This window comes from Pseudomonas sp. S31 (assembly GCF_016648105.1).
In the GTDB taxonomy this organism is placed as follows: domain Bacteria; phylum Pseudomonadota; class Gammaproteobacteria; order Pseudomonadales; family Pseudomonadaceae; genus Aquipseudomonas.
The window spans coordinates 141,616-162,001 of the sequence record NZ_JACVVE010000008.1 but is presented as its reverse complement, the minus strand read 5'-3'; the positions used below and the strand labels follow the sequence as shown (position 1 = coordinate 162,001).

Below are 20,386 nucleotides of genomic sequence, written 5' to 3'. Positions count from 1 at the left end.
AACGATCACCTGCGGCTCATGGACTGGCCAGCTCGGCAAGGCGCTGGCTCCCCGTGAGCTCGAAGCACTGCTGTGGGTGGCTCAAGGCCTCACCACCAAAGAAATCGCCCGCCAGATGGCGGTCAGCCCGGGCACCGTGGCCAACCGCATCGAGAATGCCCTCTTCAAGCTGGAAGCCGGCCGCCGCATCGAGGCGGTCACCAAGGCCATGCGCCAACAGATCATCAGCCCCCTCTGCATCGTGCTCGCCGGCCTCATCGCCATGCACGCAGCCATCAACGACGGCGACCCAATGCGCCGTGATCGCAGGGCGCCCGAGCGGCGCACCGCCCAGATTCGAATCGTTCGCCGGGCTGAGGCCCTGGAACTTCATGCCTGACCCTACCGAGGATCAACCCATGCAGACAGCAATGCACCCTGCTTTCGAGCAGAAGATTGCCGTGCTCGCGGCTTTGCTCGAGCGCAGCAAGTCAGTGAGGGCCGAGGCGCACGCCAAGGTCGGCCAGCCAGCTCCGCGCTACCAGGCTTCCGGCAAGGGTGGCACGTGGGATGTGGTTGAGATCGCCACGGGCGCGGTTCAGGGCTTCGCCTACAGCTACCGTGCGGCCCTACGCTTTGTGGATGTGATGGAGGCCGGCGCTGCCAGCAAGCGAGGCATGCAGTGAACAGCGTTCCAGATCATCGAGCCGAAGTACTCGCCCAGCTCAATGCGAGCATCGACAGCTTCTTTCGCAGCGGAGGAGTTGCCCAAGTATTGCCCGGATCCGGCTACGTGCCGCCGAGGGCGCGCCGCGAAGTGGTGAAGGTTGAAGTCAGCGAACCTGCCCAAAAGCAATTGTCAGCACGCCAGCAAAGACTGGATGAGATACGCGAGCTGGCAAAGACCATGACCTACAAGGAAGCCATGGCCCACACGGGCCTTAGCCAGTCCGCACTGGTCAGGGCCGCATCGCGAGGCGGCTTCAAGTTCAAGCGCGATCCGAATTACGGCATGAGCAATTACGGCAAGAAGCTCAGCGACCCAGTCGAAGACAGGGAAAAGGCTGAGCGAATCATTGCCTATCGCAATGTGGGCATGACCAGGGCGGACGTTGTTCGGGCCTTGGAGATCTCTTACAAGCAGCTCGGCCGGATTATTCGAGAGTTCGAGATCGATTTCCCCACTACGGCCGACAAGCGAGCGAAACGCAGAGCATGAGGCGCATCTCGGCGCGCGTTCGGCATGGCCGGCGCCAGCAGCACATCACTTTGCCGCCAAGAGGCATCCATCCCAAGGAGTCGAAGCAATGTCCACCCCAACCAATACTGCCGAGTTCCTCGAAGAGCTGAACGGTGGAGCCTTCGCCAGCCAAGTTGGCCACGCGCTGTCCGAGGTCGCCGCGGGTGTAGTCGATCACGGCAAGGCCGGCAAAGTAACCATCACGCTGGACTTCAGCCGTGTTGGTGAATCCAGCCAGGTGAAGATCAAGCACAAGCTTGAGTACAAGGCCCCCACTAAACGCGGCACTCGCAGCGAAAACACCAGCCTCGATACGCCGATGCACGTCGGCTCCGGCGGCAAGCTGTCCCTGTTCCCAGAGAAGCACGACCAGCTCTTCACCCGTGACGAAGCACCCGTACACCCACGCTCGTAACTCACAGCACCTACAAGGAAAAGCGCATGTCCCTCAGCAAAGAAGCTCTCGAACTGATCCAAGAAAACGCCGTCGCCGCAGCTGGGATTCAGCTGCCGGCCCTGGGCCCGGTTGCTGTTGTCCCGCAGAACTTCAACGTGGTTGATCTGGAACGCTACCAGGCTGGCCGCAACCGCTTCCGTGGCACGTACTCCACCCACTCGCTGGCTGACTACAGCGCCTACGTTGTCGAGCGCGCCGCGCCGGCAGCCCGTGGCTTCATCGATCAGGACAACATGAGCTGCACCGTGCTGTTCAACATCGGGACCGCCGACCTGCCGGGCCATGCCGACGACCGCGCAGTGCTGCGCCTGAAGGCTTCCGCTGCTTTCGCAGCCGTTCAGGCGGTGTGCGGCCAGAGCTTGGTGCAGAAGGCCATGAGCGACTGGATCGAAGATTGGAACCAGCACTTGTCGGCCACCGATGAGAATGGCCAGACCATGACCATCGCCAAAGCGATCGCTGCGGTTCGCACCATCACCGTGAAAGCCTCGTCGGAGAGCGATCACGCCGTCGGCGAGACCCGAGCCAGCCGCAGCACCATGGACCAGATCGAGGCCAGCAGCAAAGAAACCCTGCCAGCCTGGCTGGACTTCAAGGTCATCCCGTTCGAAGGCCTGGGCGAGCAAGTGATTCGCCTGCGCGTTTCGGTAATCACCGGCGGCTCTCAACCGGTGCTGAAACTGCGCTGGATCGGAGAAGACGCGCAGCGCGAGGCCATCGCTCAAGAGTTCAAGGCCGTACTCGACGACAAGGTCGGGACTTCCGCGAAGCTGTCCCTGGGTACATTCGACGCCAAGTAACCCATCAGGCGGCCCCGAGGCCTGGGGCCGCCGCAACGGCATGGAGACAGCAATGATCGAAGCCACCGAGAAGCAGCTCGGCCTGCTCTGGCACACCCTGGGCCTGTGCGCTGAGCGATCGGATCGCCGCAGCATCAGCCGCAACCACTTCCTCACCAGTCCAGGCTACGACGATTCGAACAACCTGGATGTGCTGGTGGCCGCCGGCCTGATGACTCGCGGTAAGGCCCCGGCCTTCTGCGCCGAGGACGAGGTGGTGTATCGAGCCACGGACGAGGGAAAGCAGTTCGCCCTGGACAAGCTGCCACCGCCCACTCCTCCGGCCAAGCGCACCAAGTTCGATGCCTACCTCGACGAATGCGAGTGCTACGACGGCTTCGCTCACTTCCTCGGCATCAACATGCCGCAGTACCAGCAGCGCGGCGAGTGGGGAGCACGGGAGTACCGAATGGTTCGCTACCCCCGCGGTAGCGCGTACCGGCAATACCGACGCCACTACGACTTTGCGCGGTGGTCACCCTACGAGACGCTTGAGGTCGTGGGCGAGTGGGCGCCGACCATGAAGGAAGCCAAGGCAAGCTACAAGGCAGCACTCAAGGAGTTCCGCGCAAAACCCAAGATGCCGGCCAACGACTTCGATCGTCTCTACTCCGCCTGACCCTCCGGCGCTGCCCGCCAGCGCCTCTCGTTACTCATAGTGGAGCGAGTTGATCTACTCACCCGACTTAGCTTTCTCCCATTCTTGCTTAAGAATGTGCTGACACCACTCAACCACCGTCTGCGCGAGATCTTTGGCCGGACCACCCGCACGATCACATTGAAGGTGGAGATCGTTAATCGCCTTCATCAGCTCTTTAGAGTCAACTTCTTCTGGATTTAGCAGTAGCTCAATTTTTGCTCTTAGGCTAACAAGGTTCTTCATCGCAAGAACGTGCGAATTAGTCCAGTCAGAGTGCATTTGATACGCGATTTCTGGTTTCGCTTCGAGATATTCGGCGTAACGAACCCGAGCTGACTCCCAGTAAACATTGAGGCGATTTACGTTGAGCGCCTCTGCAATGTAACCGGCGCAAGTGTCGCGAAGGTCATTTATCCAGTTTTGCCTACTTGCCTTGAGGGAATTTTGCTTTGCAATTAGCTCCTGACTAGCAATGTTGTCACGCTGTACCTCTTGCTGATCCTGAGCAACTCTCTCTTGACTTTCTATGGTGCGCTTGAAGTTGCGGATTGTTAAATGCGTACCAAGGAGAAACAGCAGGGCTGTCGCCGAGAAACTCCAAAAAGTCGGCCAGTCAAATCCTGTCTCAAGAACAACCTTGGGTAGTTGTTCCAGATAAACCACAGATGTTTCGAAATTCATAAAGGCCCTGCAACTCCCTGATAGCGGTTCAGCATCATACTTCAAGGAAACCCCATGCCCACAGAAAACCGATCCAGCAACACCGAACTGAGCAAAATCGTCACCGAAGCCTTAGTCGGCATGGTCTCCGGCGTGACAGGCATGAAGCCGCCAGCAGATGAGCCGCTGCCTGGCTTCATTCAGGCTCCAATTGATCGCGCCGTGGAGCGAATCGCCGGCCTTGTTTCCCGGCCAGCCGAGCAACCCCAGGTCGAGCCGATAGGTGAAGTCGTGGCGTTCGGCAAGGGGTTGCATGAGATCGCATGGTCGCAAGGCAAGATGCCGAGCCTTGGGGCCAAGCTCTACACCCACGCTGATCCTGGCGAGGTTGAGCGGCTGCGCGAAGAGCTCGCAGCCCAGCAGCGTATTCATCAGCGCTATAGCGATGCCATGTGCGAGCTGGGCGAGCTGCTGGGCATACCTGAAGATGATCAGTGCACCCCTGAGGTCATTGAGGCCGCCAGGTCTATGCTCGCCCAACTGGCCGAGCGGGATGCGCTGCTGCGCGAAAGCAGCGTGTTCTTCCAGTCCATTGCCCACAAGCTGAAGGGCTTTCACAAAGATAATCCCGGCAAGTGGTGCGGCTACCTGGATGACGCCTTGGGGTCTGCGGCCTGGCAGCAAGACAAGATCGACACCGCCCTATCCGCCAGCGCAGAGCCGCAGGTGAAGCCGTGAAGACCCACTTCGCGCCATTCACCGACTTGGAAGACCTTGAGCAAGCGCCCTGCGGCACCTGGCTCGGGGAATCCTCCGAGCTGTCAGGCGACTGGACAATGGTCGATTGCCGGCTGTGCAAGAAGCGCAAAGAGCGTATCGCCTCAGCTGCAGCCGCCGAGGATCGCGCCATCGTCGAGCAGATGGGCAACATGGCGACCTTCATGCGCGCACAAGGCTAGATCCATCAGGAGCACATTTGTACTCCACCCCACTGTAACCCCTCTCCCCTCTATTCACTGCCGCGATATGGCGGCCAAGGCGAAGCTATGTCTCAAGCAAAGGAACGCCCGATCCTATTCAGTGCGCCGATGGTGCGCGCGATCCTCGAGGGCCGGAAGACGGTCACCCGCCGGGCGGCGAAGGTTCAGCCCCGGTCGAAGGGTGATATCGGCAGCTACGGCCTTGGCCAGCCATTCATCCGTCACCCGGAATCGACCAAGCGCAACCCTGAATGCCCTTATGGCCGGCCAGGCGATCGCCTCTGGGTGCGCGAAACACATAAGATCGCCACGGGCAAGGTAGGAGATATTCAGGCATCCGTGCGCTACGAAGCCGACGGTGATTACCAGGCGAAGGTCATGCCGCAGCCCGAAGCGATCGGAGCTCGCACGTTCGAACGAACTAGGCCGAGCATCCATATGCCTCGCTGGGCCAGCCGCATCCTGCTGGAGATCACCGACGTGCGCGTCGAGCGCCTGCAGGATGGCGAGGGCGAAACCGATTTCGAAAGCCGCTACGTCGCCGAGGGCATACACCGCATTCACCACGGCGACGGTGAGCACTACTACCACCCATTCAAGAGCGAGCCAGGGCCTGGAAACTGGGCCGACCCGTTCGACGCCTGGCGTGAGCTCTGGGTATCCATCAACGGAGCCGACTCCTGGAACGCCAACCCCTGGGTCTGGGTCGTCGAGTTCAAGCAGGTGGCGGCATGACCCGCCTCGCCCTCTGCCTCCTACTGCTGGCCACCGGCGCCAGCGCCACCGAACTACCGTCAGGCGTCACATCCTTCGAGGACAAGCCCCGCGGCGTCGTCTGCTACGTCATGAACTCGCTGGGGAACAACGCCATCAGCTGCGTGAAGGTCTGGCTCCCGAAGTTATCCGGCAACCAGCGCCAGCTCTCCCCGCACGAAACACAACCAGAACCTACACCCGCACTGGCGCCTGGGCGCTGGATTGATGAGAGGTATTCGATGTGAGCGATAAATTTGAGCGCGAAGAGCGCTACATCGTCTTTAAGGTGAAAGACCTGAGCGAGCACAAGCTCGGCTGGGTACGCGACGTGATCCGGCTGAACGACATCCCAACCGTGGACGCTGTGGTCGTTGAAGCCGACTGGCCCGAGTACGAAACCACCTGGGCGGCGATCGAGCGCCGCGTAGCCGGTACGCAGTGGAACGGCGAAGGTCTGCCGCCAGTTGGCCAGAAGATCGAGATGAAGCACAAGCGCTCCACGGAAGAATGGGCCCGGCCTGGATTCAATGAGGTGACCATCACCGCCATGGGCACGCAATTGTTCCTAGTCACGCACAGCGATGGCGGTGATGAGAGCTGCGGACACCTCAGCGAGTACGATTTTCGCCCGCTCAGCTCCCCAGAGCAGAGGGCAGCCGAGGAGCGCCAGCGAGCTGCGCGACAAATGTGCCTGGATGCCGGGCATGAATCACCAACGCCTGGGCAGATAAATATGGGCGTCAAGCTCTACGACGCGGGCTACCGGAAGCAGGTGGCACCATGATCGCCCTCGCCTACATGGCCTACCTGATCTACAGGGGGCCGCGATGAGTGATGCGCCCATCGAGCCGCAAGACTGGGCATTCGGCGTCAAGGTCGTGCAGATCGAAGACATTCGGGTCGCCCGCGGCCTCACCCGCCGACCGAGATCCTCATGCCGGCACCGGAAGATGGTCTACGACGAGAAGGAACGGCGAGTCTGGTGCAGCGATTGCGAGACCGAGGTTGAGGCATTCGATGCATTTACCTTCCTGGTCGAGCATTACGGCGCCGCGGTAAGCAGGCTCAACCGCAGAGCGGAGGAACTGACCCAGGCCGAGAAATTTCAGCTCCGGAGTCGTGCAGCCAAGGCGATGGACGATGCATGGCGAAGTACGACGATGACCCCGCTATGCCCTCACTGCAACAACGCGCTCTTGCCCGAGGACGTGGTTGGCGGGCTAGCCAGCATGTCCAAAGAGATCGCTCGGGCCGAGCGCAAGCGCAAAGCCAGCCTCAAGTCGAAGTAACCCACTCCCCTACTACTCAAGCCCGCCGACATGCGCGGGCGAGGACTCCTCATGCCCGAAATCAAATGCGAGCACGGCCACACCATGCGCGTCGGCACCGACCAATGGGTAGAGACCCTTACCCTGGACCAGTTGCGCTACGCCCGCGACCAGATGGCCCTGAAGATTCAGGCGGCCGAGGCCCAGCCGAAACGCTGCGTGTGGCGGGTCTGCCGCGGCGGCCTTGCCGAAGGCAACTACCGCGAGGAGGAATTCGAGAAGGCAGCCGACCACCTGGTTCGCGTCTTCAAGGAGCACTTCGTCGAAGAGGCCCAGGCATTCGTCAAGCGACATTACGGGACGCTGCGCTTCGAGCGCGAGATCCCCCACATCGCCGTCGAGCTGGTAACCCAGTTCGAATACGACAACGAGTGGTTCCCGGCCAAGGCCTGACCACCAACCTGCCGCCACCGGCGGCGTGGAGAGAAACCATGTTCATGACACCGGATGAGGTAGCCGACATGACTGGCTACCTCCGCCCGAAAGACCAGGTCCGCTGGCTGCAGGCAGAGAAATTTGGGTATGTGATAGGCGCCGACGGAAAACCGAAGGTGTTGAGGCAGGTCGTGCTCGCCCGGCTGGGCGGGCACGCCGAGAAGAAAGGACCGGAACTCCGGCTTTGATAGAAGGGACGACCGATGAGGCCGCGCAAGAAGGACAGGCATCTGCCGCCGTGCATGTATATGAAGCACGGCGCTTATTACCTGGTGAGGAAGGGAAAGTGGGAGCGCCTGGATAGCGATTACCAGGGCGCCCTGCTCGCCTACGCCAAGATGATGGGAGGCAAAGGGCTGGGCGGGATGCCCAAGCTGATCGATGAGGCGCTGGATTCGATGCGCGATCGCCTGGCAGAAAATACCGTCAAGCAATACGAGGCGGCGGCAGAGCGGCTCAAGAAGAACTTGGCCGAGTTCGAGCCGCGCCAGGTGCTGCCCCGGCACGTAGCGGCCCTCAAGCTGCACATGTCGGACACTCCGAACATGGCAAACCGGGTTATCTCGTTCCTGCGGATGGTGTTCGCCTACGCGCTGGAGCAGCAGATCGTCGACTCCAACCCCTGCACTGGCATCAAGCGGCACAGCGAGAAGAAGCGCGACAGGTACATCACCGATGAAGAGTTCGCCGCCATCTGTGCAGCCGCATCCCCCTACATCCGGTCGATCCTCGAAATGTGCTACCTCACGGGGCAGCGGATCGGCGACGTGCTCGCCATCAAGCTGTCGGACATCAGCGACAGGGGCATAGCATTTGACCAGCAGAAGACCGGAGCGAAGCTCATCGTCAGCATGACGCCAGATCTCGAAGCCCTGATTGCACGGACCAAGGCTTTACCTCGGAAAGTTAGAGGCCTGACCCTGTTCTGCACCCGCGGCGGCGGCAAGCCGGTGTCCTATGACACGGTGAAGGATGCGTACCGGAAAGCGTGCGAGAAGGCCGGGGTAACCGGCGCCACCATCCACGACCTGCGCGCCAAGTCCCTGACCGACACCGACAAGCAGGGCAACGACGCGCAGAAGCTTGGCGGTCACACCGACGCGCGCATGACAAAGCGCTATCTGCGCCTGCGGGAAATCGACGTAGCACAGCCTCCAGCAATGCCGAAAAAAAGCCTGTAGTATTAGACACTTTGCGATTGTCTAATAGACGCACAGCTTCAAGGCCTTGAATGTCCAGTCTTTCCGACCACACTCCAATGATGCAACAGTACTGGAAGCTGAAGAACCAGCATCCAGACCAGCTGATGTTCTACCGCATGGGCGATTTCTACGAGATCTTCTACGAAGATGCGAAGAAAGCCGCAAAACTGCTGGACATCACCCTGACCGCCCGTGGGCAGTCCGCGGGCCAGTCCATCCCCATGTGCGGGATTCCTTTCCATTCGGTCGAAGGCTACCTGGCCAAGCTGGTCAAGCTCGGCGAATCGGTGGTCATCTGCGAACAGATCGGCGACCCAGCCACCAGCAAGGGCCCGGTCGAGCGCCAAGTGGTGCGGATCATCACCCCCGGCACCGTCAGCGACGAGGCCTTGCTCGACGAGCGCCGCGACAACCTGATCGCCGCCCTGCTGGGTGACGAGCGCCTGTTCGGCCTGGCCGTGCTGGACATCACCAGCGGCAACTTCAGCGTTCAGGAAATCAAGGGCTGGGAAAACCTCCTCGCCGAGCTCGAGCGCCTCAACCCGGTCGAGCTGCTGATCCCCGACGACTGGCCCCAGGGGCTGCCGGCAGAGAAGCGCCCCGGTGCGCGCCGCCGTGCACCGTGGGACTTCGACCGCGACTCGGCGCGCAAGAGCCTGTGCCAACAGTTCGCCACCCAGGACCTCAAAGGTTTCGGCTGCGACAAGCTGACCCTGGCCATCGGCGCCGCCGGCTGCCTGCTGACCTACGCCAAGGAAACCCAGCGTACCGCCCTGCCGCACCTGCGCAGCCTGCGCCACGAGCGCATGGACGACACGGTCATCCTCGACGGCGCCAGCCGCCGCAACCTGGAACTGGACATCAACCTGGCCGGGGGCCGTGACAACACCCTGCAGTCGGTGATCGACCGCTGCCAGACCGCCATGGCCAGCCGCTTGCTGACCCGTTGGCTGAACCGCCCGCTGCGCGATCTCAAGGTACTGCAGGCGCGCCAGCAGTCGATCCGCTGCCTGCTCGACGGCTACCGCTTCGAGAAACTGCAACCGCAGCTCAAGGAAATCGGCGACATCGAGCGGATTCTCGCCCGAATCGGCCTGCGCAATGCCCGCCCACGTGACTTGGCGCGCCTGCGCGATGCCCTTGGCGCGCTGCCTGAGCTGCAGAACGCCATGGCCGAACTGGAGGCGCCGCACCTGGCACGTCTGGCCGCCATTACCGGCATCTATCCGGAGCTGGCCAGCCTGCTGGAGCGGGCGATCATCGACAACCCTCCGGCGGTGATCCGCGATGGTGGAGTGCTCAAGCAGGGTTACGACAACGAGCTCGACGAGCTGCTGGCCATGAGCGAAAACGCCGGTCAGTTCCTCATCGACCTGGAAGCCCGTGAGAAGGCTCGCACGGGCCTTGCCAACCTGAAGGTCGGCTACAACCGCGTGCATGGCTACTATATCGAGCTGCCGACCAAGCAGGCCGAGCAGGCACCGGGCGACTACATCCGGCGTCAGACCCTCAAGGGTGCCGAGCGCTTCATCACCCCGGAGCTCAAGGCCTTCGAGGACAAGGCGCTGTCGGCCAAGAGCCGCGCCCTGGCGCGCGAGAAGATGCTCTACGACGCGCTGCTGGAAAACCTCATCGGCCACCTGGCGCCGCTGCAGGACAGCGCCGCCGCCCTGGCCGAGCTGGACGTGCTCAGCAACCTGGCCGAACGCGCGCTGAACCTCGACCTGAACTGCCCAAGCTTCGTCGACGAGCCGTGCCTGCGCATCGACCAAGGCCGCCACCCGGTGGTCGAGCAGGTGCTGACCACGCCGTTCGTGGCCAACGACCTGAGCCTGGATGACAGCACCCGCATGCTGATCATCACCGGCCCGAACATGGGCGGTAAGTCGACCTACATGCGCCAGACCGCACTGATCGTGCTGATGGCGCATATCGGCAGCTTCGTGCCAGCGGCGCGCTGCGAGCTGTCGCTGGTCGACCGCATCTTCACCCGTATCGGCTCCAGTGACGACCTGGCCGGTGGCCGCTCGACCTTCATGGTGGAGATGAGCGAAACCGCCAATATCCTGCACAACGCCACCGACCGCAGCCTGGTGCTGATGGACGAGGTCGGCCGTGGCACCAGCACCTTCGATGGCCTTTCGCTGGCCTGGGCCGCCGCCGAGCGCCTGGCCCAGCTGCGCGCCTACACGCTGTTCGCCACCCACTATTTCGAACTGACCGTGTTGCCGGAAAGCGAACCGCTGGTGGCCAACGTGCACCTGAACGCCACCGAGCACAACGAACGTATCGTCTTCCTGCACCATGTGCTGCCTGGCCCCGCCAGCCAGAGCTACGGCCTGGCCGTGGCGCAACTGGCCGGCGTGCCCGCGCCGGTCATCCAGCGCGCCCGCGAGCACCTGGGCCGCCTGGAAACCAGCAGCCTGCCGCACGAGGCCCCCGTGGCCAAGAAAGCACCCGACGCACCGGCCGTGCCGCACCAGAGCGACCTGTTCGCCAGCCTGCCACATCCAGCCATCGAGAAGCTGGGCAAGCTGGCGCTGGACGACATGACCCCGCGTCAAGCTATCGAAACGCTATATCAACTAAAGAACCTGTTATAACGGCGCCCACTACAAGCTGGTAGAATCCGCCGCGGTTTGCTGGTGCTGCAGGTTATTAGCCTGGCCTGCAGCCACTTGCCAGTAAACCGCGCGGCCCTGAGAGGAAGGGCCGCCGCCGTCGCCTGAGGAGAGAACTAGAAATGACCTTCGTCGTCACCGACAACTGCATCAAATGCAAATACACCGACTGCGTGGAAGTCTGTCCGGTGGACTGCTTCTACGAAGGCCCGAACTTCCTGGTCATTCACCCGGACGAGTGCATCGATTGTGCACTGTGCGAGCCTGAGTGCCCGGCCCAGGCGATCTTCTCGGAAGACGAGATCCCGGCAGGCATGGAAAACTTCATCGAGCTCAACGCCGAGCTGGCGGAAGTCTGGCCGAACATCACCGAGAAGAAAGACGCACTGCCCGACGCCGAAGAGTGGGATGGCAAGACCGGCAAGATCGCCGATCTGGAGCGCTGATAGCGCCGGATACGAAAAAGGCCCGCAAGGGCCTTTTTCATTTTCAGCGGACAAAAAAAAGGGGCGGTTTGACCCGCCCACATTTTTTTCCGTAGTCCCTGCTTGTCCTGAACATCATCCTGATGAAATCGCTTCTTGCGATGTCCCTGGCCCTCATCCGTTGAAAGCCTGTGCATGTCCGTGTGCACAGTTCGAATACTAGCGACTTGAGCGGGAGTCGCAAACCGCGAAACCTCACAAGACATTACCGGCGACACACTTCAACACATCCAAAAAATCTTTTAATTTCAATTGGTTATAGATAATCAAGATTTGGAAACGACAATGATTTACTGATCATTGCATAAAAGGCTTACGCAACGAGTAAGCAAAGGCTTACACGCAACGCTACGAGGGTAGCGGGTGACACAGTTTCCAGGTGCCATTTTCAATGGTTGTGCGCAGGCCAGAAGGGGCGCGTGTGAGATCACGCGCCGCCCGCGCGGCGCTCGATATCCGGCGAGCTGTAACCAGCAAGACGAGTCCATAAAAAAACCCCGCCATGGGCGGGGCTTTTAGTCAGGGTTCGTGTTACTGGAACAGCGACTCGCTGGACAGGCCATTCTTCTCGAGGATCTCGCGCAAGCGCTTGAGCCCCTCGACCTGAATCTGCCGCACGCGTTCGCGGGTCAGGCCGATTTCCAGGCCGACGTCTTCCAGGGTACTGCTTTCATGCCCACGCAGACCAAAGCGGCGTACCACCACTTCCCGCTGCTTGTCGGTCAACTCGCCCAGCCACTGATCGATGCTCTGCGACAGGTCATCGTCCTGCAGCAGTTCGCACGGGTCGGTCGGGCGATCGTCAGTGAGGGTGTCGAGCAGGGTCTTGTCGGAGTCCGGCCCCAGCGACACATCCACCGAAGAGACTCGTTCGTTGAGACCGAGCATGCGCTTGACCTCGGCGACCGGTTTCTCCAGCAGGGTGGCGATTTCTTCAGGGGATGGCTCGTGGTCGAGCTTCTGGGTCAGTTCCCTCGCGGCCCGCAGGTAGACGTTGAGTTCCTTGACCACATGGATCGGCAGGCGAATGGTGCGGGTCTGGTTCATGATCGCCCGCTCGATGGTCTGGCGAATCCACCAGGTCGCATAAGTCGAGAAGCGAAAACCACGCTCGGGGTCGAACTTCTCGACCGCGCGGATCAGGCCCAGGTTGCCCTCCTCGATCAAATCGAGCAGCGACAGACCGCGGTTGACGTAGCGACGGGCAATTTTCACCACCAGGCGCAGGTTGCTCTCGATCATGCGCTTGCGCCCGGCAGGGTCGCCTTTTTGCGACAGGCGCGCGAAGTGCACTTCCTCCTCCGGGGAAAGCAGAGGCGAGAAGCCGATCTCGTTGAGATACAACTGGGTGGCATCGAGCGCCCGGCTGTAATCGATATACTTGTGTTGCTTGAGCGAAGGGCCTGACTTGGCCCTGGTCCGAACCGAAGTTACAGCAGGTTCGTCTGACACCACATCCGTTTCCAAAACGATACCCGTCTCCATGAGGAGTACGTCATCGTCGATGTCAAACTCCGGCGCTTCTTTACTGAGAGCCATTGTTATAGTCCTTTGCTGAGTTCGAACTCAGACTCGAGCGGCGCCTGCTTCCCTGGCATCGCTAGAGCCCGTCCCCTCTACATCATCAAAGGAACAGGCCAGGCACAACGGTCAACGACGTGGCAGGAACTGGAGTGGATCGACGGGTTTGCCCTGGCGGCGAATCTCGAAATGCAGCTTCACCCGATCAGTGCCCGTGGACCCCATTTCAGCAATCGACTGCCCTGCCTTGACCTGCTGCCCCTCCCGAACCAAAAGCCTGCGGTTGTGGCCGTAGGCACTGACGTAGGTATCGCTGTGCTTGATGATGATCAGCTCGCCGTAGCCCCTCAAGCCACTCCCGGCGTAGACCACCGAACCATCAGACGCAGCAAAAACAGGCTGTCCCAAATCACCGGCGATATCAATGCCTTTATTCAAACTACCGTTTGAAGCAAATTTTCCAATCAGTACACCGTTGGCCGGCCAGGTCCAGCCGCCTACCGCGCGCTCCGCGGCCGGCACGGTGGGGACCACCGTGGTGCCGCTCGGTGTCGTGGTGGTGGCCGGCTTGCTGGTGCTGACAGTGGTCGTCGTGGTGGTCTCAGCAGGGCGCCGGATGACCGTGGTGCGGCTCGAGGAGGATGGGCTGGACACCACCGTGGTACTGCCGGCAGAACCGCTGCTGAAACGAATCGCTTGGCCCGGGCGGATGGTGTAGGGCGCCGCGATGCCATTGCGCGCGGCCAGTTCCTTGTAGTCCCAGCCGTAGCGGAAGGCGATGGAGAACAGCGTGTCTCCAGGCTTGACCACGTATTGCCCCGAGGTCACGGTCGGCCGCTTGGGTGCCGAGCTCGCCTTGCTGCGGTCGACCACGCGCGCGCCACTGGAGCCGGTGCTCGAACAGCCAACCAACAGGGTGCCCATGGCCAGGGCAATCGCCAGAAGCTTGAAACCCGCTCGATCCCTGCGCTGCCGCATGCCTGTGTGACCCACCCGCGCTCCCCTCATGGTGCCAAAACCGTAAATACGAAATGAAATGCAATATTGTTGCAATTATAACCAAGCCCACTCGCAATGGGAGGGGCGCTGACCTGGTAATGCATGAATACCCAGGAGCCCCGCCAGATAGACAGACGGCTTGCGCAAGAATTCGCGGCGGCTGCGAAAAAGCCGCGCGCTTCAGGCCACCGGGCCGTTGAGCAACGGCACGAAACGCACCGCACCGAGCACGCGCCGCGAGAAGCCGTGCTCCTCGCGCACGATCAGCATTAGTTGCTGCACTTCGCCCGCCGGGCCGACCGGGATCACCATGCGCCCGCCCGGGGCCATCTGGTCGAGCAGCGCCTGCGGCACCTCCGGCGCCACCGCGGTGACGATGATGCCATTGTAGGGTGCCAGAGCCGGCCAGCCCTCGCAGCCATCCCCCCAGCGAAACACCACGTTGCGCAGGTTGAGTTCGACCAGGCGCTCCTTGGCGCGGTCCTGCAGGACCTTGATCCGTTCCACCGAAAACACGCGCTCGACCAGCTGGGCGAGGATCGCGGTCTGGTAGCCCGAGCCGGTGCCGATCTCCAGCACCTTGTCCAGCGGGCCGGCCTCGAGCAACAGCTCGCTCATGTGCGCGACCATGAACGGCTGGGAGATGGTCTGGTTGTGGCCGATCGGCAGCGCGGTATCTTCGTAGGCGCGGTGCGCCAGGGCCTCGTCGACGAACAGGTGGCGCGGGGTACGGCGGATCGCCTCGAGCACCTTGGGGTTCGACACGCCCTCCTCGCACAGGCGTTGGATCAGCCGCTCACGCGTGCGCTGCGAGGTCATGCCGATACCGTGGCGCATATCGTCCTTTTCACGCATCAGAGCACACCCTCCAGCCAGCCATCGAGCTGTTCGAAGGCATCGTTGAAGGTTCGGTCCAACTGCAACGGCGTGATCGACACATAACCTTGCATCACCGCATGGAAGTCGGTGCCCGGGCCGCCATCCTCGGCGTCGCCGGCTACGGCGATCCAGTAGCCTTCCTTGCCGCGTGGGTTGACCACCTTGGTCGGTGCCGCGGCGCGGGCGCGATGGCCCAGGCGGGTCAGCTGGATGCCGCGGATATGCTCCAGCGGCAGGTTGGGTATGTTGATGTTGAGTACGGTACGCGGTGGCAGTTGCAGGCGCGACTGCGCCTCGACCATGCGTCGGGCGATGTAGGCGGCCGTGGGCAGGTTGTCCGGCTGGCGCGAGAGCAACGAGAAGGCCAGCGAGGTCCCCCCCAGGAAGCGCCCCTCCAGCGCCGCGGCGACGGTGCCGGAATACAGCACATCGTCACCGAGGTTGGCCCCCAGGTTGATGCCCGACACCACCATATCCGGCGTCTCGGGCAACAACCCGTTCAAGCCCAGGTGCACGCAGTCGGTCGGCGTTCCGTTGAGGCTGATGAAGCCGTTGGCCAGTGTCTGCGGGTGCAGTGGCCGGTCCAGCGTCAGCGAGCTGCTGGCACCGCTTTTGTCTTGATCCGGGGCAATTACCGCGCACTCGGCGTAGTCCGCCAGCGCAGCGTGAAGCGCGGCGAGGCCGGGTGCGGTAACACCGTCGTCATTCGAAATCAGAATACGCATGGGCTGTCCGTCTGCCCTGCCGGCACCAGATCGACGAGTTCGCGCACCACCACGGTGGCGAAGCATCCGGCCGGAAGGACGAATTCCAGTTGCAGGATATCAGGCTCTGGATAATGCCACGTCAGGCCGCCAATAGGGAGTCGCAGGATGCGTCGTTCGTGATCCATGCCCGCCTGGGCCAGCCAATGGCACAGCTGGGGGTGACTTTCAGCGACCGCCGATTCCAGTGCGCCTGGGGCGCCAGAAGTCGGTACGGCGCCCTCGCCCCACAGTGGACCGGTCGGGTGCAGGTCTAGAATCGCCAGGCGTGGATCGCTGCATTCCTGCTCGCCTGCCGGAAAGAAGCTACGACTGGTGGTGAATGCCAGGAGGTCGCCGACCTGGGCCTGCTGCCAACTGCCATCGGCCACGCGCGCCGCCAGCACCTGGTTGAACAGGTAGCTGCGGGCTGCCGAAAGCAGTCGCGAACGTACGTTTCGTTGCTCAGGCAAGGCCTGGCGCGTGGCCCAGTCGAGCGCGTCATGGACATTACCGCCGCCATGACCGAAGCGCTGGCTGCCGAAGTAGTTCGGCACGCCCTGCGCCTTGAGCGTTTGCAGGCGCGCATCCAATGCCGCGTGATCGGCGGCGAGCGCCGTCAGGCGCAGAGTGAAGCCGTTGGCCGAATGGGCACCGCGCTGCAGCTTGCGCAGGTGGCGCACCTGCTTGAGCACACGCAGGCTGGCATCCTCGGCCCGCGACAGGTCGGGGTCGGCCTTGCCTGGCAGGTGCAGGCTGAACCACTGGCGGGTCAGCGCCTGGCGATCCTTGAGCCCGGCGTAGCTGATGGCCCGTACCGGTACGCCTGCGGCGCGCGCCAGGCGGCGGGCGGCCTCCTCGGTATTGAGGTCGCGCTTCTCGACCCACAGCCACAGGTGCTCGCCCTGGCCCGACAGCGGGATGTCCAGCACCTCGTCGACCTGGAAGTCCTCGGCTACCGCCTTGAGCACGGCAGTGCCCAGGGCCTCGCCCGATGCGCGCGGGCCCAGCAGTTCCAGTTCGGTCATGCTGGCAGCAGCAGGGCGACCGCATGCACGGCGATGCCCTCCTCGCGGCCGGTGAAGCCGAGTTTCTCGGTGGTGGTGGCCTTGACGTTGACCTGGTCGAGTTCGACCTGCAGGTCTTCGGCAATCACCTGGCGCATGGTTTCGATGTGCGGGGCCATCTTCGGTGCCTGGGCGACGATGGTGGCGTCGACGTTGCCGACCTTCCAGCCCTTGGCCGCGACGATACCCACCACATGGCGCAGCAGCACACGGCTGTCGGCGCCCTTGAACTGTGGATCGGTGTCGGGGAAATGCTTGCCGATATCACCCAATGCGGCGGCGCCGAGCAAGGCATCGCTCAGGGCATGCAGCAGCACGTCACCGTCGGAATGGGCCAGCAGGCCGTATTTGTGGGGGATACGCACCCCACCCAGGGTAATGAAATCACCGTCGCAGAAACGGTGCACATCGTAGCCGTGGCCAATACGCATAGAAAAACGCCCTGATTGAGTCAGGGCGTGATTCTACCTGCTTTGGGCGGGGATTGGGCTGCTTGCGCAGCCCTTCGCCTGCAACAGCGGCTGTCGCTATACCCGCCCGAGCGCCACCGCATGGTGCCGCAGGTGCTCATCGATGAAGCTGGCGATGAAGTAATAGCTATGGTCGTAGCCAGGTTGCAGGCGCAGGGTCAGTTCATGCCCCCCTTTGCGTGCAGCCTGCTCCAGCGCCTCGGGCTTGAGCTGCTTCTCGAGGAAGTCGTCGCGGTCGCCCTGGTCCACCAGCAATGGCGGGCACTGCCCCGCCGGCGTCTCGGCCAGCAGCACGCTGGCATCCCACTCGCGCCAGCGTGCCCGGTCTTCGCCCAGGTAGCGGCTGAAGGCCTTCTCGCCCCACGGGCAATCCATCGGGTTGCTGATCGGCGAAAACGCCGACACCGAGCGATAGCGCCCTGGGTTGCGCAGGGCGCAGACCAGCGCGCCATGCCCACCCATGGAATGGCCGCTGATGCTGCGCTGGTCGGAGGCCGGGAAATGCGCCTCGATCAGTGCCGGCAGCTCCTGCACCACGTAGTCGTGCATGCGGTAGTGCTGGGCCCAGGGCTGCTGGGTGGCGTTGAGGTAGAAGCCAGCACCGAGGCCGAAGTCATAAGCGCCGTCCGGGTCGCCGGGCACCTGTTCGCCCCGTGGGCTGGTGTCCGGTGCCACGATGATCAACCCCAGCTCCGCGGCCAGGCGCTGGGCGCCGGCCTTCTGCATGAAGTTCTCGTCGGTGCAGGTGAGGCCGCTGAGCCAGTACAGCACCGGCAGCTTCTCGCCCTGCTCGGCCTGCGGTGGCAGGTAGACCGCGAACACCATGTCGCAGCCCAGCACCTTGGAGTGATGCCGGTAACGCTTGTGCCAGCCGCCGAAGCTCTTCTGGCAGGAGATGTTATCCAGGCTCATGGCACACCTCAGAAGTGGATCACGCTACGGATGCTCTTGCCTTCATGCATCAGGTCGAATGCTTTGTTGATGTCCTCCAGGCCCATGGTGTGGGTGATGAAGGTATCCAGCGGGATTTCGCCCTTCTCGGACATTTCCACGTAGCTTGGCAGCTCGGAACGGCCACGCACGCCGCCGAATGCCGAGCCGCGCCAGACCCGGCCGGTGACCAGTTGGAACGGACGGGTGGCGATCTCCTGGCCGGCACCGGCAACACCGATGATCACCGACTCGCCCCAGCCCTTGTGGCAGCATTCCAACGCCGCACGCATCAGTTGCACGTTGCCGATGCACTCGAAGGAGAAGTCGACGCCGCCATCGGTGAGATCGACGATGACTTCCTGGATCGGACGGTCGTAGTCCTTGGGGTTGATGCAGTCGGTGGCGCCCAGCTGGCGAGCGATCTCGAACTTGGCCGGGTTGATGTCGATGGCGATGATGCGCGAGGCCTTGGCCTTGACCGCACCGATCACCGCCGACAGGCCGATGCCGCCCAGGCCGAAGATGGCCACGGTGTCACCCGGCTTGACCTTGGCAGTGTTGAGTACCGCGCCGATACCGGTGGTGACGCCGCAACCCAGCAGGCAGACCTTCTCCAGCGGTGCTTCCTTCTGGATCTTGGCCACGGAGATTTCCGGCAGCACGGTGTACTCGGAGAAGGTCGAGGTTCCCATGTAGTGGAACAGCTGCTGGCCCTTGTACGAGAAACGGGTGGTGCCGTCTGGCATCAGGCCCTTGCCCTGGGTAGCGCGGATCGCCTGGCACAGGTTGGTCTTGCCCGAACGGCAGAACTTGCACTGGCCGCATTCCGGGGTGTACAGCGGGATGACATGGTCGCCCACGGCCACCGAGGTCACGCCCTCGCCCACCGCCTCGACGATCGCGCCACCTTCATGGCCGAGGATCGACGGGAAGATGCCTTCCGGGTCGGCGCCCGACAGGGTGTAGGCGTCGGTGTGGCAGACACCGCTGGCGACCACGCGCAGCAGCACTTCGCCGGCCTTGGGCATGGCCACGTCGACTTCGACGATTTCCAGGGGTTTCTTGGCCTCGAAGGCTACGGCAGCACGGGACTTGATCATCGACGGTCTCCAGTCGGTTAGGTGAACTCAGGCAAGCAGTGTAATTCAGTGTCTTTTGATGAATAATCCAGGCGAAGACAAAACATTATTGCCATGCAGGGATAATCAATGAGCAGCCGCTGGGAAGGCATCGACGAATTCGTGGCTGTGGCCGAATCGGGCCAGTTCACCGCTGCTGCCGAGCGCCTCGGGGTTTCGTCCTCGCATGTGAGCCGGCAAATCGCCCGCCTGGAAGAGCGCCTGCAAACCCGCCTGCTGTACCGCAGTACCCGGCGAGTGACCTTGAGCGAGGCCGGGCAGACCTTCCTGCAGCATTGCCAGCGCCTGCAGGACGGCCGCGACGAAGCCCTGCGTGCCGTTGGCGATCTGGCCAGCGAACCGAAGGGCCTGCTGCGCATGACCTGTGCGGTGGCCTATGGCGAACGCTTCATCGTGCCGCTGGTGACGCGCTTCATGGCCTTGTACCCGCAACTGCGCGTCGACGTGGAACTGAGCAACCGCACCCTCGACCTGGTGCACGAAGGCATGGACCTGGCCATCCGCCTCGGTCGCCTGCAGGACTCACGCTTGGTCGCCACGCGCCTGGCACCGCGGCGCATGTACCTGTGCGCCTCGCCCGATTACCTGGAACGCTACGGCCGGCCGCACAGCCTGTCGGAACTGGCGCGACACAATTGCCTGGTGGGCAGCACGGACTTGTGGGCCTTGCAGCAGGATGGCCGGGAAATCAGCCAGCGGGTGCAGGGCAACTGGCGCTGCAACAGCGGCCAGGCGGTACTGGACGCGGCGTTGCTGGGGATGGGCTTGTGCCAGTTGCCGGACTACTACGTGCTCGAGCATTTGCACAGCGGGGCGCTGGTGTCGTTGCTCGAGGCCCATCAGCCTCCCAATACCGCGGTGTGGGCGTTGTATCCGCAGCAGCGGCACCTGTCGCCCAAGGTCAGGCGCTTGGTGGATCATTTAAAGGCAGGGTTGGCGGGGTTGCCGGAGTATCGGCAGGGATCGCACAGATTTCAGACTGAGTGAAATCTTGTAGGAGCGGGTTTACCCGC

The 20,386-nt window shown here is 62.5% G+C and carries 27 protein-coding genes; 18 read left to right on the top strand and 9 right to left on the bottom strand.

Translation table 11 applies throughout. The features are described from left to right. From IAE37_RS09000 to IAE37_RS08975, 6 genes are all read left to right on the top strand, one after another. On the top strand, window positions 1-379 hold a 379-nt coding region (locus tag IAE37_RS09000; protein WP_236409860.1), incomplete at its 5' end, for a response regulator transcription factor. Between the two features lie 19 nt (window positions 380-398). Continuing rightward, window positions 399-665, top strand: a complete 267-nt coding sequence (locus IAE37_RS08995) for a hypothetical protein (RefSeq protein ID WP_201172433.1) — start codon at window positions 399-401, stop codon at window positions 663-665. Beyond that, the gene (locus tag IAE37_RS08990) at window positions 662-1,198 is read left to right on the top strand and encodes a hypothetical protein (protein WP_201172430.1); all 537 of its coding nucleotides are present in this window, start codon (window positions 662-664) and stop codon (window positions 1,196-1,198) included. The genes IAE37_RS08995 and IAE37_RS08990 overlap by 4 nt, the downstream gene beginning before the upstream one ends. 88 nt (window positions 1,199-1,286) lie before the next feature. Next, entirely contained in the window at window positions 1,287-1,634 is a 348-nt protein-coding gene (locus tag IAE37_RS08985) for a hypothetical protein (protein WP_201172427.1), read from the top strand. A 26-nt stretch (window positions 1,635-1,660) separates the two neighbouring features. Then, entirely contained in the window at window positions 1,661-2,476 is an 816-nt protein-coding gene (locus IAE37_RS08980) for a DUF2303 family protein (RefSeq protein WP_201172424.1), read from the top strand. 52 nt (window positions 2,477-2,528) lie between these two features. Then, the gene (locus IAE37_RS08975) at window positions 2,529-3,134 is read left to right on the top strand and encodes a hypothetical protein (protein ID WP_201172421.1); all 606 of its coding nucleotides are present in this window, start codon (window positions 2,529-2,531) and stop codon (window positions 3,132-3,134) included. Between the two features lie 54 nt (window positions 3,135-3,188). Here the strand turns inward: IAE37_RS08975 and IAE37_RS08970 are convergent, their stop codons facing one another. Beyond that, complete coding sequence (locus IAE37_RS08970) at window positions 3,189-3,836, bottom strand: hypothetical protein (protein ID WP_201172418.1); 648 nt, start codon at window positions 3,834-3,836, stop codon at window positions 3,189-3,191. A gap of 54 nt (window positions 3,837-3,890) precedes the next feature. On the opposite strand from IAE37_RS08970, the gene IAE37_RS08965 reads away from it, so the two are divergent. From IAE37_RS08965 to fdxA, 11 genes are all read left to right on the top strand, one after another. Next, window positions 3,891-4,553, top strand: a complete 663-nt coding sequence (locus IAE37_RS08965; RefSeq protein ID WP_201172415.1) for a hypothetical protein — start codon at window positions 3,891-3,893, stop codon at window positions 4,551-4,553. Beyond that, window positions 4,550-4,774: a hypothetical protein gene (locus tag IAE37_RS08960; RefSeq protein WP_201172412.1), complete on the top strand. Its 225-nt coding sequence runs from the start codon at window positions 4,550-4,552 to the stop codon at window positions 4,772-4,774. The genes IAE37_RS08965 and IAE37_RS08960 overlap by 4 nt, the downstream gene beginning before the upstream one ends. Window positions 4,775-4,861: 87 nt before the next feature. Next, complete coding sequence (locus tag IAE37_RS08955; protein ID WP_201172410.1) at window positions 4,862-5,530, top strand: hypothetical protein; 669 nt, start codon at window positions 4,862-4,864, stop codon at window positions 5,528-5,530. After that, a complete protein-coding gene (locus tag IAE37_RS08950; protein ID WP_201172408.1) occupies window positions 5,527-5,796 on the top strand; it encodes a hypothetical protein in 270 nt (89 codons plus the stop codon). The genes IAE37_RS08955 and IAE37_RS08950 overlap by 4 nt, the downstream gene beginning before the upstream one ends. After that, window positions 5,793-6,335 carry a hypothetical protein gene (locus IAE37_RS08945; RefSeq protein ID WP_201172406.1) on the top strand — a complete coding sequence of 181 codons (543 nt, stop codon included), beginning with the start codon at window positions 5,793-5,795 and terminating at the stop codon, window positions 6,333-6,335. Before IAE37_RS08950 ends, IAE37_RS08945 begins: the two co-directional genes overlap by 4 nt. A gap of 43 nt (window positions 6,336-6,378) precedes the next feature. Next, complete coding sequence (locus IAE37_RS08940; RefSeq protein WP_201172405.1) at window positions 6,379-6,840, top strand: hypothetical protein; 462 nt, start codon at window positions 6,379-6,381, stop codon at window positions 6,838-6,840. Window positions 6,841-6,891: 51 nt separating this feature from the next. After that, complete coding sequence (locus IAE37_RS08935) at window positions 6,892-7,272, top strand: hypothetical protein (RefSeq protein ID WP_236409859.1); 381 nt, start codon at window positions 6,892-6,894, stop codon at window positions 7,270-7,272. A 38-nt stretch (window positions 7,273-7,310) separates the two neighbouring features. Beyond that, window positions 7,311-7,502 carry a DUF4224 domain-containing protein gene (locus IAE37_RS08930; RefSeq protein ID WP_201172404.1) on the top strand — a complete coding sequence of 64 codons (192 nt, stop codon included), beginning with the start codon at window positions 7,311-7,313 and terminating at the stop codon, window positions 7,500-7,502. Between the two features lie 15 nt (window positions 7,503-7,517). Continuing rightward, window positions 7,518-8,495: a tyrosine-type recombinase/integrase gene (locus IAE37_RS08925; protein WP_201172403.1), complete on the top strand. Its 978-nt coding sequence runs from the start codon at window positions 7,518-7,520 to the stop codon at window positions 8,493-8,495. Window positions 8,496-8,545: 50 nt separating this feature from the next. Next, window positions 8,546-11,119 carry a DNA mismatch repair protein MutS gene (gene mutS, locus IAE37_RS08920; RefSeq protein WP_201172402.1) on the top strand — a complete coding sequence of 858 codons (2,574 nt, stop codon included), beginning with the start codon at window positions 8,546-8,548 and terminating at the stop codon, window positions 11,117-11,119. Window positions 11,120-11,259: 140 nt separating this feature from the next. Continuing rightward, complete coding sequence (gene fdxA / locus IAE37_RS08915; RefSeq protein ID WP_083185553.1) at window positions 11,260-11,583, top strand: ferredoxin FdxA; 324 nt, start codon at window positions 11,260-11,262, stop codon at window positions 11,581-11,583. A 570-nt stretch (window positions 11,584-12,153) separates the two neighbouring features. On the opposite strand, the gene rpoS is transcribed toward fdxA, so the two are convergent. From rpoS to IAE37_RS08875, 8 genes are all read right to left on the bottom strand, one after another. Beyond that, window positions 12,154-13,161, bottom strand: a complete 1,008-nt coding sequence (gene rpoS, locus IAE37_RS08910) for an RNA polymerase sigma factor RpoS (RefSeq protein ID WP_201172400.1) — start codon at window positions 13,159-13,161, stop codon at window positions 12,154-12,156. Window positions 13,162-13,272: 111 nt separating this feature from the next. Beyond that, the gene (locus IAE37_RS08905; RefSeq protein WP_201172398.1) at window positions 13,273-14,136 is read right to left on the bottom strand and encodes a peptidoglycan DD-metalloendopeptidase family protein; all 864 of its coding nucleotides are present in this window, start codon (window positions 14,134-14,136) and stop codon (window positions 13,273-13,275) included. Between the two features lie 186 nt (window positions 14,137-14,322). Then, on the bottom strand, window positions 14,323-14,961 hold the full coding sequence (locus IAE37_RS08900; protein ID WP_192938702.1) for a protein-L-isoaspartate(D-aspartate) O-methyltransferase: 639 nt from the start codon (window positions 14,959-14,961) through the stop codon (window positions 14,323-14,325). 35 nt (window positions 14,962-14,996) lie between these two features. Further along, a complete protein-coding gene (surE, locus tag IAE37_RS08895) occupies window positions 14,997-15,746 on the bottom strand; it encodes a 5'/3'-nucleotidase SurE (RefSeq protein ID WP_201172395.1) in 750 nt (249 codons plus the stop codon). Beyond that, window positions 15,734-16,792: a tRNA pseudouridine(13) synthase TruD gene (truD, locus tag IAE37_RS08890; RefSeq protein WP_201172392.1), complete on the bottom strand. Its 1,059-nt coding sequence runs from the start codon at window positions 16,790-16,792 to the stop codon at window positions 15,734-15,736. The genes surE and truD overlap by 13 nt, the downstream gene beginning before the upstream one ends. Next, window positions 16,789-17,262: a 2-C-methyl-D-erythritol 2,4-cyclodiphosphate synthase gene (gene ispF, locus IAE37_RS08885; protein ID WP_201172389.1), complete on the bottom strand. Its 474-nt coding sequence runs from the start codon at window positions 17,260-17,262 to the stop codon at window positions 16,789-16,791. The genes truD and ispF overlap by 4 nt, the downstream gene beginning before the upstream one ends. Before the next feature lie 96 nt (window positions 17,263-17,358). Then, complete coding sequence (fghA, locus tag IAE37_RS08880; protein ID WP_201172387.1) at window positions 17,359-18,213, bottom strand: S-formylglutathione hydrolase; 855 nt, start codon at window positions 18,211-18,213, stop codon at window positions 17,359-17,361. 8 nt (window positions 18,214-18,221) lie between these two features. Next, window positions 18,222-19,334: an S-(hydroxymethyl)glutathione dehydrogenase/class III alcohol dehydrogenase gene (locus IAE37_RS08875; RefSeq protein ID WP_016392290.1), complete on the bottom strand. Its 1,113-nt coding sequence runs from the start codon at window positions 19,332-19,334 to the stop codon at window positions 18,222-18,224. A gap of 108 nt (window positions 19,335-19,442) precedes the next feature. On the opposite strand from IAE37_RS08875, the gene IAE37_RS08870 reads away from it, so the two are divergent. Further along, complete coding sequence (locus tag IAE37_RS08870; RefSeq protein WP_201172384.1) at window positions 19,443-20,360, top strand: LysR substrate-binding domain-containing protein; 918 nt, start codon at window positions 19,443-19,445, stop codon at window positions 20,358-20,360. The last annotated feature ends 26 nt before the right edge of the window (window positions 20,361-20,386 follow it).

Excerpts from the sequence above, each read along its gene's own strand:
- fghA (WP_201172387.1), bottom strand. The coding sequence starts at position 18,213 with ATGAGCCTGGATAACATCTCCTGCCAGAAGAGCTTCGGCGGCTGGCAC.
- IAE37_RS08935 (WP_236409859.1), top strand. The coding sequence starts at position 6,892 with ATGCCCGAAATCAAATGCGAGCACGGCCACACCATGCGCGTCGGCACC.
- IAE37_RS08955 (WP_201172410.1), top strand. The coding sequence starts at position 4,862 with ATGTCTCAAGCAAAGGAACGCCCGATCCTATTCAGTGCGCCGATGGTG.
- rpoS (WP_201172400.1), bottom strand. The coding sequence starts at position 13,161 with ATGGCTCTCAGTAAAGAAGCGCCGGAGTTTGACATCGACGATGACGTA.
- IAE37_RS08975 (WP_201172421.1), top strand. The coding sequence starts at position 2,529 with ATGATCGAAGCCACCGAGAAGCAGCTCGGCCTGCTCTGGCACACCCTG.
- IAE37_RS08875 (WP_016392290.1), bottom strand. The coding sequence starts at position 19,334 with ATGATCAAGTCCCGTGCTGCCGTAGCCTTCGAGGCCAAGAAACCCCTG.
- IAE37_RS08985 (WP_201172427.1), top strand. The coding sequence starts at position 1,287 with ATGTCCACCCCAACCAATACTGCCGAGTTCCTCGAAGAGCTGAACGGT.
- IAE37_RS08940 (WP_201172405.1), top strand. The coding sequence starts at position 6,379 with ATGAGTGATGCGCCCATCGAGCCGCAAGACTGGGCATTCGGCGTCAAG.
- fdxA (WP_083185553.1), top strand. The coding sequence starts at position 11,260 with ATGACCTTCGTCGTCACCGACAACTGCATCAAATGCAAATACACCGAC.
- IAE37_RS08930 (WP_201172404.1), top strand. The coding sequence starts at position 7,311 with ATGTTCATGACACCGGATGAGGTAGCCGACATGACTGGCTACCTCCGC.
- IAE37_RS08970 (WP_201172418.1), bottom strand. The coding sequence starts at position 3,836 with ATGAATTTCGAAACATCTGTGGTTTATCTGGAACAACTACCCAAGGTT.
- IAE37_RS08925 (WP_201172403.1), top strand. The coding sequence starts at position 7,518 with ATGAGGCCGCGCAAGAAGGACAGGCATCTGCCGCCGTGCATGTATATG.
- IAE37_RS08980 (WP_201172424.1), top strand. The coding sequence starts at position 1,661 with ATGTCCCTCAGCAAAGAAGCTCTCGAACTGATCCAAGAAAACGCCGTC.
- mutS (WP_201172402.1), top strand. The coding sequence starts at position 8,546 with ATGTCCAGTCTTTCCGACCACACTCCAATGATGCAACAGTACTGGAAG.
- IAE37_RS08950 (WP_201172408.1), top strand. The coding sequence starts at position 5,527 with ATGACCCGCCTCGCCCTCTGCCTCCTACTGCTGGCCACCGGCGCCAGC.
- surE (WP_201172395.1), bottom strand. The coding sequence starts at position 15,746 with ATGCGTATTCTGATTTCGAATGACGACGGTGTTACCGCACCCGGCCTC.
- IAE37_RS08900 (WP_192938702.1), bottom strand. The coding sequence starts at position 14,961 with ATGACCTCGCAGCGCACGCGTGAGCGGCTGATCCAACGCCTGTGCGAG.
- truD (WP_201172392.1), bottom strand. The coding sequence starts at position 16,792 with ATGACCGAACTGGAACTGCTGGGCCCGCGCGCATCGGGCGAGGCCCTG.
- IAE37_RS08995 (WP_201172433.1), top strand. The coding sequence starts at position 399 with ATGCAGACAGCAATGCACCCTGCTTTCGAGCAGAAGATTGCCGTGCTC.
- IAE37_RS08965 (WP_201172415.1), top strand. The coding sequence starts at position 3,891 with ATGCCCACAGAAAACCGATCCAGCAACACCGAACTGAGCAAAATCGTC.
- ispF (WP_201172389.1), bottom strand. The coding sequence starts at position 17,262 with ATGCGTATTGGCCACGGCTACGATGTGCACCGTTTCTGCGACGGTGAT.
- IAE37_RS08870 (WP_201172384.1), top strand. The coding sequence starts at position 19,443 with ATGAGCAGCCGCTGGGAAGGCATCGACGAATTCGTGGCTGTGGCCGAA.